This is a genomic window from Kocuria massiliensis (assembly GCF_900169715.1).
In the GTDB taxonomy this organism is placed as follows: domain Bacteria; phylum Actinomycetota; class Actinomycetes; order Actinomycetales; family Micrococcaceae; genus Rothia; species Rothia massiliensis.
This window is the reverse complement of sequence record NZ_LT835160.1, coordinates 364,038-379,859: the sequence shown is the minus strand read 5'-3', so window position 1 is coordinate 379,859 and position 15,822 is coordinate 364,038. Positions and strand designations below refer to the sequence as shown.

At 62.0% G+C, this 15,822-nt stretch carries 12 protein-coding genes and 1 tRNA gene; 4 read left to right on the top strand and 9 right to left on the bottom strand.

The features are described 5' to 3' along the window. The first annotated feature begins 2 nt into the window (after positions 1–2). On the top strand, positions 3–335 hold the full coding sequence (locus tag B9Y51_RS03180) for an ArsR/SmtB family transcription factor (protein ID WP_202975613.1): 333 nt from the start codon (positions 3–5) through the stop codon (positions 333–335). A gap of 882 nt (positions 336–1,217) precedes the next feature. Here the strand turns inward: B9Y51_RS03180 and B9Y51_RS03170 are convergent. Continuing rightward, positions 1,218–1,290: transfer RNA gene (locus tag B9Y51_RS03170), tRNA-Lys, on the bottom strand. 207 nt (positions 1,291–1,497) lie between these two features. On the opposite strand from B9Y51_RS03170, the gene B9Y51_RS03165 reads away from it, so the two are divergent. Next, on the top strand, positions 1,498–2,199 hold the full coding sequence (locus B9Y51_RS03165; protein WP_085528736.1) for a hypothetical protein: 702 nt from the start codon (positions 1,498–1,500) through the stop codon (positions 2,197–2,199). A gap of 38 nt (positions 2,200–2,237) precedes the next feature. Here B9Y51_RS03165 and cls read toward each other — a convergent pair whose 3' ends face one another. The 3 genes from cls to B9Y51_RS03150 form a co-directional block, all read right to left on the bottom strand. Next, positions 2,238–3,644 carry a cardiolipin synthase gene (gene cls, locus B9Y51_RS03160; protein ID WP_082156777.1) on the bottom strand — a complete coding sequence of 469 codons (1,407 nt, stop codon included), beginning with the start codon at positions 3,642–3,644 and terminating at the stop codon, positions 2,238–2,240. A 65-nt stretch (positions 3,645–3,709) separates the two neighbouring features. Further along, positions 3,710–4,684, bottom strand: coding sequence for a hypothetical protein (locus B9Y51_RS03155; RefSeq protein WP_085528735.1), 975 nt, complete (start codon positions 4,682–4,684; stop codon positions 3,710–3,712). A 79-nt stretch (positions 4,685–4,763) separates the two neighbouring features. Continuing rightward, on the bottom strand, positions 4,764–7,295 hold the full coding sequence (locus B9Y51_RS03150; protein ID WP_085528734.1) for a hypothetical protein: 2,532 nt from the start codon (positions 7,293–7,295) through the stop codon (positions 4,764–4,766). Positions 7,296–7,548: 253 nt separating this feature from the next. On the opposite strand from B9Y51_RS03150, the gene B9Y51_RS03145 reads away from it, so the two are divergent. Further along, on the top strand, positions 7,549–8,619 hold the full coding sequence (locus tag B9Y51_RS03145; RefSeq protein WP_085528733.1) for an FUSC family protein: 1,071 nt from the start codon (positions 7,549–7,551) through the stop codon (positions 8,617–8,619). Then, a complete protein-coding gene (locus tag B9Y51_RS03140; RefSeq protein WP_085528732.1) occupies positions 8,619–10,910 on the top strand; it encodes an ABC transporter permease in 2,292 nt (763 codons plus the stop codon). Before B9Y51_RS03145 ends, B9Y51_RS03140 begins: the two co-directional genes overlap by 1 nt. Here the strand turns inward: B9Y51_RS03140 and B9Y51_RS03135 are convergent. The 5 genes from B9Y51_RS03135 to B9Y51_RS03115 form a co-directional block, all read right to left on the bottom strand. Beyond that, positions 10,907–11,413, bottom strand: a complete 507-nt coding sequence (locus tag B9Y51_RS03135; RefSeq protein WP_048681205.1) for an SRPBCC family protein — start codon at positions 11,411–11,413, stop codon at positions 10,907–10,909. The genes B9Y51_RS03140 and B9Y51_RS03135 overlap by 4 nt on opposite strands. Next, entirely contained in the window at positions 11,410–12,735 is a 1,326-nt protein-coding gene (gene tgt / locus B9Y51_RS03130; RefSeq protein WP_048681208.1) for a tRNA guanosine(34) transglycosylase Tgt, read from the bottom strand. Before tgt ends, B9Y51_RS03135 begins: the two co-directional genes overlap by 4 nt. Positions 12,736–12,771: 36 nt before the next feature. Then, positions 12,772–13,317 carry an NUDIX hydrolase family protein gene (locus B9Y51_RS03125; RefSeq protein WP_048681211.1) on the bottom strand — a complete coding sequence of 182 codons (546 nt, stop codon included), beginning with the start codon at positions 13,315–13,317 and terminating at the stop codon, positions 12,772–12,774. 144 nt (positions 13,318–13,461) lie between these two features. After that, entirely contained in the window at positions 13,462–14,727 is a 1,266-nt protein-coding gene (locus B9Y51_RS03120) for a glycoside hydrolase family 76 protein (protein WP_085528731.1), read from the bottom strand. A 31-nt stretch (positions 14,728–14,758) separates the two neighbouring features. Next, the gene (locus tag B9Y51_RS03115; protein ID WP_245826034.1) at positions 14,759–15,703 is read right to left on the bottom strand and encodes a pseudouridine synthase; all 945 of its coding nucleotides are present in this window, start codon (positions 15,701–15,703) and stop codon (positions 14,759–14,761) included. Between the last annotated feature and the right edge of the window lie 119 nt (positions 15,704–15,822).

The window sequence follows — 15,822 nt, the reverse complement described above, 5'->3', positions numbered from 1 at the left end:
ACATGTCCATTCCAGCAGCTCCTTCGGTCCCCGTCAGGTCCTCTAGCCTCATTGCGTCGGAGGATCGTGTTCGAGAGGCTGCGGAGATTTTCAAGGCGCTGTCGGATCCGTTGCGGTTGCGCTTGTATCTGGCGATTCGACGAGCGGAACCCGATGAGGTCTGTGTCTGTGACTTGCCGGATCTGGCGGTTTCCCAAGCTACGGTCTCTCACCATCTGCGCAAGCTCAGGGAAGCAGGTCTAGTCACGGCTACACGTAAAGGAACCTGGGTTCATTACAGAGCAGTCGAGGGCGCGGCATCTGAGGCAATCAGTATCATCGGGCGCTCGGAGTGAGTGTGACGGCTGGCTGGCCTGACGGGCCGCCAGGGTCACAGTGACTTGACGCCGATGAGGTGCTCATGCGCTGCGACCCGAGACTTAGACCGTGAATCGTGCATATTCGCCCGAGTTCGCACCGCCAGTCCCGGTCCTCCGTGGAGGGTGGGTCGCAATGATCTACACCCTGGCACTCATGTTCTTCTCATGGTCAGTGCCTATTGATAACAGTTGGTTTGGTCAACACTATTCATTCCTCCAAGGCTCCGGCGACTCGTTGGCCACCGTCATCGATGCCATAACTCACTCGGTCCTGGCAGGAGTGAGCGAAGAACTGATCAACACTGTTATCCCTATTCTTCTTCGAGCGGTGAACATCTCTCGGAAGAGCCTTGTCCCTCTTCTGTTAATAGAACGAGTTCTCTTCCACGTTTACTTCGGTCCCGGCTCCGTGACCGTCCTTATCTGGGCTGGCCTGTCAATCCTGCTGTACCGGTACACCCAGTCTGCACTGGGCCTGGTTCTGCCACGTCCAATCCACCGTGTAGGCCCGGACTATCTTCCTCCGGCTGGGGCAACCCAGCCACGGTGACCGCCTTCACGCCGAATAGAAAGGATCTGTGATGAGGTGCAGCCTGGATGGGATATCGAAGATTGAGCTTGCCGTTCGTGATGAGGTGAAAGCTTGGATGGCTCGGCGGGGCGTTCGTCAGTCGAACGTCTCCTACCGGTTGCGTGGCAAGGCAGCGCTTGTCATCCATGACTCGGCCGTCATCGTCGGGTATCTCGGAATAACAATGGCCGATCTACTCGGAACGGTTGGCACGGGCCCAATCGTGTTGCCGCAACACGCGAAAAACCCCGCCCCAGCCGAAACTGGAACGGGGTCCCCGAACACGGTGCGCCCTGTGGGGCTCGAACCCACGACCCACGGATTAAAAGTCCGATGCTCTACCAACTGAGCTAAAGGCGCCCGCCTGGTCCATGCGCTGTCAACTCGCGCGAGGCTCAAGCTCGTCTAGCTTACAACATGACTGGGGGTCGGCAGAAACCTGAAGACCTGCTCGTGACTGGACTCATGTTCGAAGTCAATCGGACGCTGCGCGGTGGGGGTTTCCGTGTGGCGAACTCCGGGGCTCGGGGGCGGTGTACACCGTCCTTGGAGACCTAGACTGGGCGCATGTCCGGATCGAATCAGTCAGCACGCCACCATAGTCCCGTGAAGTTTTCCCCGGCCATGTTCGAACAGCTCGACGGCGGTGTGGACCCCGAAGTCATATCGCAAGCGGCTCACACCTCGGCTTGGGCTCTGCTTTCTCAAGGGCGCGCCAACAACGATCCTGGAGTCACCGAGCGCCTGGTCGACTTCACCGATCACTACGGCCTCGACGCCATCGCCGAGATGTGGGCGGAGGCCCCGGGAGTTTCATTGCCGGGTGTCTTGTGGCGGATCTACGCACTTCGAGACACCGTGCGTCGGAACCCCGACCTCATCAGTAGGTATTACCACCTGGGTCAGGACAACGCGCAAGTTTCCCGGGTTGTTGCCGGCGTCGCGGAACCTCCCGAGGCCGACGAGCTGTGCCGAACCATCGACCAGATCTTGACCGGCGCTTACACCGGCGAATTCGACGTCGCGTTGGAGCGTTTCGCGGCGTTCTGCCGAGTGGTTGCGCTCGGCCAAGCCGTGGCCGCGGATCGAGCCGACGACGACGCCCAATTCGAGGGGGACGAGGGGCGACGTCGCGCTGGCGAATTCACCACGACCCCCGGGTCCACTTGGGCAGGAATGAAACTTACGCGGGCCGCTCGGAAACTCATCACCACGGCTGAGGAGTTGGAGTCGGCGGCCTCCGCCTGGCGGCACCACCAACTGGACTAGCGCCGGCTGAGGGCGAGAAGCCCGCGTCGACGTGAGTGCTAGAGCAATCCCGAGGTCAGCCGACACACGTTTTCCAAGGCCTTGGTGTGCAACGGGCGTTCGCGCCAGCTGTCGTAGTCGACCTCAAAGCATGTGTCGAGGTACTCCTTGGCCACCTCCTCAAGTTCAGAGGCGACCCCCTTGTCCAAGAACAACATGGAGACTTCTAGGTTCAAGGCAAAGGACCGCTGATCCATATTGGACGAGCCGATGAAGGCGACGTCGTCGTCAATCAGCATGAACTTGGAATGCAATACCGTGGGCGCGGGATACAAATGGATCGAAATGCCGTTGGTGAGTAGGCCTTCGTAGTAGGAACGTTGGCCGTAGTGCGGAAAGAACTGATCGCCCTTTTCGCACACAATCAGGTGGATCTCGATCCCGGACTGTGCGGCGGTGGTCAGGGCCATTTTGAGCGAGTCGTCCGGAATGAAATACGGGCTACAAATCACGATGCGCCGTTCGGCGTTATAAATCAGGTGATTAATAAGGCGAAGGTTATTTTCTGTCTCGAAACCGGGCCCGGAGGGGACCACCTGGCCCATGATGCCGGAGTCGACCGCAGGAAGGTCTTGGTCGACCTCGTCCAGCAGGAGGTCTCCGGTTTCCGAATACCAATCCGAAATAAAGAGCGCGTTGAGCTCATCCACCAGAGGACCTTCGACGCGCATCATCAGGTCTTTCCACGCGAGCTTTTTCTTGAGGTTCGCGCGCTTATTGTACGAACGGTCGATGATGTTTTGGGATCCGGAGAAACCAAGGTCGCCGTCGATCACCAGGATTTTGCGGTGGTTGCGCAGATCGGGGCGCTGATACTCACCGCGCCACGGACGAATGGGCAACGAACGACGCCACGAGACACCAGAGGCGTCCAGCAATTTCACCAGATTGCTGTACCCCGGATAACCAGCTGAACCAAGCTGATCGACCAGAATATGCACCTTCACTCCGCGTCGATGAGCACGGAAAAGCGCATCGAGCAGGGGAGCGCTGGATTCGTCGTAGGCCACGATATAGAACTCGAAATGCACATATTCTTTGGCCTGGTCCACGGCCTCGGCCATCACGCGCATAGCCTCGTGATTATCCCGGAGAAAACGCAGCTGGTTTCCGCCCGTCATGGGGAGAGAGCCAAGCTTGTAATTGAGCTTGGCGGCGGCAATATCCATCTCCCGGAGATGTTCGCAATTGCCGAGGACGGGCTGGTCGCCGAGCTGTTCCCGAATGAGCTCATTCATATGAGTCTGCCGTTCGCGTCGGCCGCGAGGAAGATACGTGGAACCGATCACGAGAAAAGCAATGATCCCGACGTACGGAATCAAGAAAATCGCCATAAGCCATCCCAGGGCCACGGAAGGTTTCCGGTTATACGGAATCCAGCACAGGGCAACCACGCGGATCAACATGTCGATGACCACGAGCGTGGTATCTACCCATGCAGGGACTCCGGGAATTGGCAGAAGCGAATAATTCACGGCCCAAGTCTACGGGAGTTGCGCGGTTCGTCGACCCGGTCCCAGGGGATCAGCGGCTCCTCGAAATCCTCACCTGACGTGCCCGAATATGCGTGGCCCCGAGGCTGAGGGACTTCCCCGTTACGACGGCGTCGTTCGCGGGTCCGCGCGGCAGAAACGGCAACAGCGGTGATCAGCATGAGGCTGCACAGCGCGGTAATCCACAAATTGATCCAGATATTGCTGAGTTCGATGTTTGCAAATGGCGGCGCCCCATCACTGACTCCGCTTCCGGATGGGGAAACATTTCCTGGGAACGCATTGATGTACACGTTGCCAACCGAGGCGTGACCGAAATCCAATCCGGAATGAAATTCTGCGGCGTCCGACCACGGAAACGGCACGAAGCTGGCATACCGCTGGATGCGATCGACGACCGCGAAGGCGATCCATACGAATAGGCTGTAGCGCCACCAGCTACGAACCCTCCGGAAAGCGACCGCGAGGAACGCGAACACTGTGCAGAAGGTCGCCACACCCACGGCCGATTCCAAGGCATAGAACAGTGTGGTCTTCCACAAGGGCTCCATGCCGGTGCTCGGGCCGCGGTGGACGGCAGCGATCAGGACGAGGCCCGCTTGAATCAGCGCCAGAAAAAAGACGGCAATCGACGATGGCGCGATCGCGCGGAGCACGCGCCGGGTCAACCCGGGCCGTGGAGGCTCAGCGAGGCTCGGACGGATCGCGGTCAGGATGAGGAACCCGGTGTAGACCAGCAAGATTAACCACGTGATGAACGTGATGGTCGGGGCGACGGCGTGGAGGCCAGCCGCCGAGACCGACTGCGCGCCAGAAAAACGGCCGAGAATGCCGACGGTCCAAATCACGAGAAGACCGGCCCAGTACAAAGGGGTTTGGCCGAGCGCCGAGCGCCACGGACCCGGTTCTCCTTCGGTGAGTGCACGGAGGTACGGCTGACCGGTACTGTCCATGTGGCTCCTTCGCGAGTGGCTCGGCGGGCGAGGCGCGGCGGGCTCCGCGTCAGACCGATTTTACCGACGTCTTCGCTGGTCAGGGCGACAAAGGTGGCAATGGGTCGAGGGTGTCGCGGTCGGACTCTTCGGGAAGCTTCGGAGGCGGAGTGTATTTCGAGGCCGCCAAGGCCAGTCCGTAGGCCGTCGTACGATCCGGAGTCCACCGCAACGAACACGAAGTCGCCGCCGCCAAGGCTTCCTGAACCGGGGTGGGCGGCAAAAGATAGGGGGCATCGAAACGCTGGACGGGGTCGTCCTCCGGCCGCACGACGTCGTCGTCCCCTCGGACGGCCAACGCAGAAGTCTCGGGGCCATCCGAGCGGGGGTAGAGGACCCCGCGAGTCGAATGCAGCAGGCCGGCGTACGCCACCCCGCCGCGGATGCGTTCTGCGTCGGAATACACGATCCAGCCCACACGAGTCTCGCCCAGGCTTCGGCAAATTCCTGGGAGCAACTCCGCGTGGATCATCACCTGGGGGAAAACCATACCCAGGATTTCCCAAGCGGCTCGCACGGCGTCAGGATTGCGGCTCGGGTGGCCACACAAGAGGTCTCGAGCCGCGAGGAGGCCTTCCCGAAATTCCGCAGGCAACCCGTGGATGGCCATCGAGTGCATTCGAAGAGCCGCCTGGTACGCGGTGTACCGCGCGGCCTGAAGCTCGTCGTCGAGCCACGGGGCGAAGGCTTGGTCATTCCAATCGCCCGCCAACCAATCGCCATCCATGGCGTCTTGCGCATGAGGATAAGCAGCCAGCTCTTCGCGCAAAGAGGCAACCGTCTTTTGGTTTTCTTCAAGATCGTCCCGCAACCCTTCGTGGGCCTCTCGGAGCTGCCGAAGGTCGCGGTGTACACGGTCGACGGCGGACTGAGAGCCCTGCTCTTCGGCTTGCGCTTCGCTCTGCTCCCGGCGGAGCTGGGTGAGGCGCAGATGCCACGGCGTGCGCGCCCGTCCGAAGGTCGCGAGTCGCCACAGCATGGGCGGTTCGTCCCGCAGGTGAGCGGCAATACGGTCGCTCCATTCCTTGGAGCACTTCCGCGCGCGATCGTTCGCTTGGGAGAGCTCCTTCAGTTCACGTTCTTTGTCGGAAATGCCAGCCGCCGACTCGGCCAATGCCTCCGCCAGATCAGAAATCACGCCTTCGGTGCGCAACAACATGGGTACGGCTTCGTGATATCTCTGGCGTTCGGCCACGAGTCGACGGACGGTCGCGAGGCTCTCGTGGACCGATTCGGCGGTTTCGTCCCACCGGTCATAATCTTCGGCCGTCATCGAGACTCGAGCGTGGCCCAACCGGTTCAGCACGCCATCGATAGCATCGACGGCATCGATGGGCTGAGCCGCAGGGAGCCCACGATACGGTTCAAGCTCTTCCATCCCGGGGAGCAACCGCACGACGGCGGCTCGCCCTTGCGGAACGGCGGCTCCGGAACGCAGGGGAGCGGAGCGGATGACCTCGAAATTTTCCAGGTCGGGGTGCGGAAGATGAATCTCTCGGGCCGCCGACCACTCCGTGGGCTCGGGGTCGAAAATCTCGGCAGGATCCGGAATCGAGGCCAACGCCTCGGCACGGCGCGTGACGAGGCCCGACACCATGTCGTCGACCCACCGTGGGTCGGGCATCCCCGCCGCCGTCTGGGCCGGACAACACCACAGGCCTTCCTGGCGAGAAAGATCATTGAGCGCGGCATTGACGGCAAATTGAGTCGCCACCGAGGAGCGTTCGGGTCGGGAGACCCCCTCCGGAAGCATCTGCGGGGCCAACGCGTAGTACAGAGCTTCCCGCGACTCCACGACATCCTCGAAGGTTTCTGCGGCGTCGATACCCAGCAGGCCCGCGGCGGACTGGCGATATCGCGTGGTTTCGGTGGCCAGATCGAGGTCCTCGGCCGCTGGGTGATTCAACAGCGAGCTGTCGCCTACGTGAAGGGTGCGAGTAGCGAGCGTGCTCACGATTCTCGTCGGCATGGGGCGAGAAACCGTCATCGTCAACTCGGTGAGTCCAAAGAGCTCGTTGGTGACCTTCACGGCCGCGGCTACATCGTCGTGATTGAGCTGATGATCCTGTTCCACGTCCCCCGGAAGGCGCGGGTACCGCACACCCTTCATGACGACGCGGCGGTCCCGGAACAAATCCAGGATGCGTTGGCGCCACAGGGTCGCTGACTCGCGGTATGTCGCGGATATCGACGACGACAAATGCGCCACGGCCCACGCCGCCCGGGACACCTCGAGGCTCTCGGGGAGGAGTCTGCCGCTTTCCTCGAGGCGCACGGCGAAGAGCGCGGTCAGCAAGCCCGGCGCGGTTTCGGGCGGGGCCAAATTCGCGTGGGCAACGAGGGTGCCATAAGGCACGAGACCGGCGTAGACCACATGTTGCCAGGACCGAGTGCGGTCGTAACTCACGTGCCCCGACGAGGGCTCCCACGGGAGGGCGTGCCCAGGCAGATAATCCTTGATGGTGAGGGAGCGTTCCGCCGGCCGCGGGTGCGGCAAGACCCGGGGGCTCAGCTGCGCGAGAGATCGCCACAGCTCGAGCGGGTCATCGTGAAGGCGGGTGTGCTCGGTCATATGTTCCAAAATACAAGGGTCTGCCGCTCCCTGACGGGGAGTAGGCTTACTATTAAGCAAGGCGTGGTTTTTTCGCCACCTGCCGGGAACCCAATAGTTGTGACGGCCCCTCGAGGCTTGAGACCTGAATGGTCAGAACCTCGTCCATCCCAGTGTATTTCTCTGGCCGTAGGGCAATCCCGGTGATCTGATTCCGGCGACCACTCCTTCTATCCGATCCCCGAGCCGCAAGTTCAAGGAGCCACTCGTCACAGTGACAGACGGTCATTTCCGCAACATCGTGTCCTTCGCCCCGTCGAAAGCCGACCACATTCCGGCGACACGAATTGCGGTCAGCGTCGCCGTCCCTTTGACAACCGTCGTACTCCTCGGCCGAGTCGACCTGGCCATCTTTGCCTCATTCGGGGCCTTTACCTCGCTGTATGCACGCCAGGAGACCTTCATCGATAGGTTCCGGCATCAGTGCATGGCCGGGGCAATCCTTTTGGGCTGTCTCTTGGTGGGCCTCGGGCTCTCGCACGCTCACGCGAATCCGTGGGTGGTGATTGCGGCGGTCGCGCTCGTCGGTGGCGTCGGTGCGTCGCTGGCCCTGGTGCTCACTCTTCGCCCGCCCGGCGGCCTGTTTTTCATCTTCGCCTCCGGAGCCGTGGGCGCGATGCACGCACCGCCGCCGGTCCTTGAAGGCATGGCGACCGGTCTGGGTGCCGTGGTGTGGTCGGTCCTCGCGGGAATGCTCGGCTATTTCCTCGGTGAGGGGCGTCGTGGACATGTGGTGCCCGCCCCGCAGCATCACGGACAACCGTGGAACAAAATCATTCAACAAGGACTGCTGTTCTTTGCGGCTGCGGGGATTGCCGGTGTGCTGGGGGAGCTCTCGGGTATAAGCCATTCCTACTGGGCTATGGTCGCGGCGGTGGCGCCCATTGCGCAGCCGAGTGTCACGGCGCGCCTCTACAAATGCATTCAGCGCATTGTCGGTACCTTTGGTGGAGTCATGGTCACGGCATTTCTGTTGTCTTCTGGCCTCCAGCAATGGCACATGGTGGTGTGGATTGTGATCCTTCAATTCCTGGCGGAGGCCTTTGTGATGCGAAATTACGGTTTCGCGATGCTTTTCGTGACGCCACTGGCGCTCATGATGGTGCAACTCGCGCAACCAGCACCCCCAGAAGACATACTCACCGCCCGAATGGCCGAAACCGCCATCGGTGCCGCCGTGAGTTTTGTGCTGGTCTTGATATTCCGAAACCAGGCCGAGCGCGACGCCGACACTCAGGCCATCCCGATCCTCCGTCGTAATCATCAGAGAAAGCAGGCTTCGTGATGTCTCGATCTCCTCGTATCAGTGCGTCGGGCATCAAATCCGGGGCCAGCAAGGTTCTGAAATTCTCGATCGTCTTGCCCATGTTCCTGACGATCATGTTCCCGCTGATCTACGGCTTCAGCATGCACTCCCCGCAACCCCACGGCATGAAAATTGGGATTGTCGGTTCGGACGCTCAGACGCAGCACCTTGCGACCAAGCTCGATGCCCAAGCCGGGGACGCCTACGACGTCACCGCCGTCGGGTCGGTGGATGATGCCAAGCACGCGATCAAGTCCTTGGACATTCGGGCGGCCTGGGATCCCAAAACCAATACCGAATACGTCGCGACCATGGGCTCGACGAGCGCCGCACAGTTCGCTGAAGGGTATTTAGACAAGGTCGCACCCCAGGTCCTCACCCAGACCGGCCAATATCAGGATCCGAGCCAGGTCCCGAAACCCACGGTGGACGACCTTGTACCTCCTCCGCCCAACGACGGCATGGGCACGTCGCTCATGTTCATGGGTTTGCCGGTGCTGTTGGCCGGTTTCATGACGGCCGTGGGATTGAGGAGCAACCTGGCCAAACTCAGCGGCAAGGTCGCGATTTCCATCATGGGCGTGATGGCTCTGTTCTACGCAACCATCCCGGTGTTCATTGCCTACGCGGTGCACGGCGCATTCACCGAACACGCCCTTCCTGTGTATCTCCTCTTGGCGGGGATGTGTTTCACGGTGATGTTGTTCCACACGGGCGGCATGAGACTCATCGGCTTGTATATGGCCTTGCCAACCATGTTTCTCCTGGTCTTGTTGGGTATTCCTTCGTCAGGGGCGGGCATGGCCATTGAGCTGGTGCCCCCGATTTTCCAGGGGCTGCACCGGGTCCTGCCGACTCCCGCTCTCATGGAGGCCTTGCGCCGGATTCTGTACTTCCCGGATGCGCCACTCAGCGCTTCCCTCAGCACACTCTTGCTGTGGTTTTTCCTGGCCGTGATCCTTCTTGCCGCGTCATTCTTGCGGCGTCCTACATCCAAGGATGAGGACGCATTGAGTTCGGAGAGCGCAGACGGCCAGCAGCTAGACGGCGTGCGGAGCGGGCGACACGTTCGCGCCGGGTATTCGTCGCTCAGGTTCCGTGACTTTTTCGGTAGCCGCCGCACCGTCACCGAAGAGCAGATGCAAAACCGCAGAGGCCTGGTCCACGCGTTCAAGTTGCCGATCATCGTCGCCATCGCTCTACCCCTGATGTACATCGGGGTCGTCCACTCTCCGTCGCCGAATCACATGAAGATCGACGTCGTCGCTTCGGATGCCTCCTCCCACAAGCTGGTTCGGGCTCTCGACGACCTCCCGAAGGACGACTACGAGGTTCGTTCCGTGAAGTCCGCCGACGACGCGCGCCAAGACGTCCTGGAGAATAAGGCTCGGGCCGCGTACGTCCCGGCATCTTCGGCGGCCGGGATTTCCGAACGCACATCGGACTCCTCGGCTGTGCTCTTCGTCGCGACCGGAAACGGCATGCAATCAGAATCTGCGGCGGAGAAGCTCGTTGGAACCCTGACTCAAGGGGCACCCCTGCAGAAAGTGGATCTCGCGCCTACTCCGCAAAACGACAAATTCGGCATGTCGTTGATGTATCTCGGGATGGGCGGCGTCGTCGGCTCCAACCTCGCGGGCATGATGATCGGGTTGGTCGGACGAGCCTGGCACTGGGGACGACGCATCGTGTGGGTCCTCGGCGTCGCCGCCGCCAACACGTTGCTGCAATACCTGATCTCGGTGCACGTGGTGCACTTCCTGGAGCCGGGGGCTCCGTGGACCGTTTGGGGGATTCTCTTCTTGACGTCGTTGACGATCCAGTTCTTCACCCTCGGTGGGGCGCTCTTCCTCAGGGGGTCGGTCATGACGATTTCCCTGCCGTTATTCGTGATGTGCGGTGTGCCCAGCTCTGGGCTGTTACTGCCCCTGGACATGGCTCCGCAGCTGTATACGGTGCTGAATCACCTGGTCCCGAGCTCGGCTGCCATCGGCGCGATGAGGCTCCAGGTCTATTTGCCGGAAGCCTCCATCCGGGGCGACCTCATCCTGGAATTCGTGTGGCTCGCCATCGGCATCTTGCTTTACACCGCCGGGCACCTCTGGGTGCAACATCTCAAGAAGAAGAATGCGGCGCAGGAACAGGCCGAGGCAGAGCAATACGAGGGGCAGGACGCCGGCGAGTTTGAAGGCAACGCGCTGACCGGTAGCGACAGCCCCGAAACGCGGCAGTTGCGCGTGATCAATGCGAAGCGGAAGCAACGCACCTAGCGAGAGGCGCGGACCCGCCCTTCCGAGTGGATCGCGCGGGCCAGCTCCGCCAGGGCGGAACGCCAACCGGCGACGACGGTCGAGTGGATCTCTCGAGGGAGCGGCCCCTGGCTCACCACGACGCGCGTTCCCTCGACGCCGTCTACTTCGCGGGGAAGGAACTCGATGCGGTGAAGCACCGTCGCGTCGCTGGCCTCGCCGTTGGGGCCTGGGAGGGACTCGCGATGTTCGATCAGTTCTCCCTCGACGACGCTCACGAACGTCGAATACAGCGGCACGGCTTCATTCGGCTGGGCATGGTTGACCATCGCGAGGCGGAAGGTCCCGCCGGGCCTGGGGTCGATCGACACCGTGTGCACGGGAACGATCCAACCCTCCGGTCCGTACCATCCGGCGAGCCGTAAGGGATCGGTGAATGCGCCGAACACCACGTTCGGTGACGCGGGAACGTCACCGGAAATGGAGACGACATGATCCGCGGGGACCGTGGTCAAAATGCTCACTTCTTGGCCTTTCCGGCGTAGTAGCGGCCCAGAAATTCATCGCGATATTGGAAGTATTCGCCGCTCGCAATGGTGTCACGAGCGGTATCGACCATGCGGACGATGAACCTCTCGTTGTGAATCGAGGCGAGGGTCGCCGCGAGCCTCTCCTTGGCTTTGAAGAGGTGATGCAGATACGCCTTGGTGTAATGCGTGCACGTGTAACAGTCGCACCCCTCATAAATGGGGGTGAAATCGGTTTTGAAACGGGCGTTGGACACATTAAAGCGTCCGTCCGGTGAATACACCGCCGCCGTGCGAGCCACTCGGGTCGGGGAGACGCAATCAAAAGTGTCCGCGCCATTCTCCAGCGCGACGAAAATGTCGTCCGGCTCGGAAATGCCCAGGAGGTGCCGCGGTTTGTTGTCTGGCAACTCCTCGTTGCACCACCGCACAATGGTCCCGAGGTTCTCCTTCTCTAAGGCGCCGCCGAGTCCAAATCCGTCGAACTCCATGTCACCGAGATCCCGGCATGCCTTGCGGCGCAGGTCCTCGTATTGGGCTCCCTGGATGACGCCGAAGAGGGCCTGATACGGCTTGTCCGAGCGTTCCTGGGTGAGGCGTTGGTGCTCATCGATACACCGTAGGGCCCACAGCCGCGTGCGTTCCAAGGCTTGTTCTTGGTAACCACGGGAGTTATAGAGGGTGGTCAGCTCGTCAAAGGCAAACATCACGTCCGCACCGATGCGATGCTGCACGCTCATCGACACCTCCGGGGAGAACCTATGGAGGTCCCCGTTGAGGTGGGATTTGAAGGTCACGCCGTCGTCGTCGATGTGGGCCATGCGTTCTTTGCCCGCGGCGACGTCGTCGTCCCCGACGGGGCGACCGTCCGCGCCCGTCGCGCCGGAGACCGTGCCCATGTCGATGACCTTCTTGAAGCCAGAGCCCAGGGACATCACCTGGAATCCGCCCGAATCCGTGAAGGTCGGGCCGTTCCAGTTCATGAAACGGCCGAGGCCACCCGCGGCGTCGAGGACATCCGGCCCAGGCTGCAAATAGAGGTGGTACGCGTTGGCGAGCAACGCCTGGCTACCGAGCTGACTCATGGCTTCGGGAAGCACGGCCTTCACGGTCGCCTTGGTTCCGACCGGAATGAACGCGGGGGTCTGAATCTCGCCGTGGGGCGTGGTCATGACGCCGGTCCGACCCAAGAACTCGCCGCCGTCGTTGCGAGAGCGCGCGGCCCTGGAGGAGTCGTTACCGGCGGTCTCGCTCAGGCGGGAACCGACAGTGAAACCGAATTGTGGGTTGGGAAAAGTAGTGTTGGGCACTCTGCCCATACTAGTTGCTCCCAGTGACGGGGTGTTCGGAGGCCTTCAGCAGCGGCCCCACCCGGCGAAGGCCAGCGCTCGCCGCACCAGATCGCCGCTACCGCCCTCAAATTCTTCCTGGACCTCGTCCCGGAGCACTTCTTCCGGCGTGAGCCAGGAGAGCTGGAGGGCGTCCTCGCGGGGCTCACAATCTCCATTGACGGGGATCACATAGCAGAGGGCGACGGCGTGTTGTCGGTCGTCGGTGAGGCCCGATTGGGACGGATGCGGGAAATACTCGGCGACGGTAAACGGGGTCAGGGAGGCGGGCATCTGCGGCATCGCGAGGTGGCCGAGGTCTTTCTCGAGGTGACGCAGGAGGGCCCCGCGAACCGTCTCCCGGTAGTGCACCCTTCCCGACACGAACGAGCGAACCATGCTCCCCTCGTCATTGGGGCGAAGGAGCAAGCCAACCTCGCTGACGCATCCCAGGGGGTCGAGCGTCACGGGAATGGCTTGGACGTAGACCATCGGCAACTGTTGGCGGGCCTGGGCGAGCTCTTCCTCGGAGAGCCACCCGGGCGTGGGGTCCGGTGTGCGTACTCTGCTCATACCTCGGTTGTATCGCACCCGGAACAAAAATTCCCAGTATTTTGCGTGGTCGGAGCGGTGTTTGGCTACCCGCTGAACCGGCGGCGGACTCGGCCCCGGGAAGCGCACGACGACGTCGCCCGCCGTCTTCCCGGGGCCGCGCCGTCACGCGAGGCGGTAGGCAGCCTCCAGGATGGTCCAGGCCTGAACCTGCGTGCTGAGTTCCACGCGGGCCCCCGAACCGAGAGTCTCCGAGCTGTGGCGCGTCGCGTCCGGGGAGAACAACGCCACCGAATCGCCGCGAATTTCGGTCACGTCGATTCCGGGTTCGTTCAGCGGAAGGTCTGGATCGAACTCTCGGCGACCGGCCCACAACAGCTCAGCAGTGGCGACGACGAGATCGCGCGCGAGGTGACGGGTCTTCGGCTCGATCCGATGATCCATGGCAGCCCGGGTGAGGTATCGCGCGAGGATTCCGGCGAATAATCCGCCGTCGCCGGAACCTCGTGTGTCGAGGACACGGAATTCGGTGCCCTCTTCAGCATGCGTCACGGTGAACTTTTCGTGGACCAACCGGACGATCTCCTCGACGTGGCGGAGGTCCCCACCCTGGATTTCTAGGTGCGCGCCGATCGCCACGCCCTGGTTGTAAGAGAAGGCTCGTTCTTCGGGAACTTCCTTGCGGGATCCGTCGCGTTGCAGTTCCAGTTTGATGCCGTCGAGGTACCCCTGGCGGGGGTCCCACAAGCGATCCCGGAACCACTGAGTGAGTGCGAAGGCGCTGTCGTGCTCGCCGGCCCGTGATAGAGCCATCGAGATTGGCCCGGAAGCGGGCAGATTCTTGAAGTTCTCCGCCTTGGACCAGTAGGCACCGCCTCCGGTCTCGTCAGAGATGGCGGCCTTGAGTTGTGGGTAGAGGGCCCGTCCGACTTCTTGCGCGGGTTCGGACCCACGGCCCAGCACCGCTTGTGAGAGAGAGTTGAGGCGTTGGGCCGCCAGGACGAGCCACGCCATGTCGTCATAGAACGAATTGACGAAGGTGCCAAAGTTATGGATCCGGATGCCCCGCAGCAAACGATGGCACTGGTCGATCTGGCGCTCGGCCTCTGAGGTGCGTCCGTCGGCAAGATAGCGTTGGCCGGCGTCGACCAGGGCGTCCAGCAATTGCGCCTGCCACCAGTAGTTCCAGTTGGTCACACGCTTCTTCAGACCCTTCTGCGGCGGCAACGTCGTCTCACCGATGAGTGTCCCGGGAATTCCGCTCACGCGGCGCAGGAAGAGCCGGTGAACCGAGTACGTGGCACGTTCGGCACGGAGGGCCTTCTCGGCCCGATGCCGTTGGGCCGGAGAAGCCGGGGCCTGCCCTCCTTCTGGGGCGGAACGACGCCGTTGGCTACGCGTGGTCGGCGGGGTGCGGGGGTCTGTGGTCATGGTCTCTCCCGGTCAATGATGCTGCGAACGTTCAAGCGTCCTCAGGTCTGGTTCTTATCTCCAGGGTACGGTCTGAGCGCACGCTCAGGTGATCTCCGGTGAAGGGGTGGCGTAGGGAAATTTCGCGGGCGAGGAGCTGGAGCCGGGTCTCGGGGTGACGCAATGCCTCGTCGTCGATCGTCGGGTACAAGGGGTCGCCGAGAAGGGGACGGCCCAGGTGGTTCATGTGGACCCGAATCTGATGGGTTTTTCCCGAGAGCGGATATGCGGCGTAGAGCCCCCACGGAGTTCCGGAGAACTCTCGGATCAGCCGAATCCCGGTGACCGCATTGGCGGGACCGTCGACTTCTCTGGCTTGGAGCGATGATGAGTCCTTCACAATGCGGGACCGGACGCGGATCGGTTCCTCGGGATGCTGGGGGAGCCGTTCCGGAGCGTCGGATTCGGGGTGGGGATTCAGCGGGGCGATCAGCTCATAGGTCTTGCGTACCTGCTGGAGTTCAAAGAGGCTTTGCAGCGGTCCACGGGCTCGCGGGGTTTTGGCGAAGATCAGGACTCCCGCAGTCAGGCGGTCGAGTCGGTGCACGGGGGAGAGACCCTGGTTTCCGGTGCGTACCCGGAGCTTGGTCACGGCCGTCTGCTTCACGAATCCGCCGCGCGGGGTGACCGGTAAGCCGTGAGGCTTGTCGACGACGAGGAGATCGTCGTCCTCATAGAGAACGGGGATCTCGTCCGAGAGGGAAGGCTCCTCGGGGAGTGGGCGGAAAACCCAGACGTGGCCACCGGGGCGGTACTCAGCGTCGGGAGCCAGCGGGAGACCGTCCGGGGAAAAGACGTCGCCGCGCGCCATCAGCTGGGCGACCTGCTCTGGATCATGCGGCGGGAATCGTTCAGCTAGAAATCCCGCGAGCGACGCGTAATTTTCGTCCCGGGGCAACCGAATGCGTGTGGGAGAAACTCCCTCCCGTGCGGGCACCGGACAACCTGGCCGGGGACGTCGAGTCATGCGTCGTCGCCGAACGTGTGCGAGCTTTTAGCGGTCATGTCTCCACGGTATCTTTCGCGGGATTGAACGACGATGGCGTGCACCGCAAT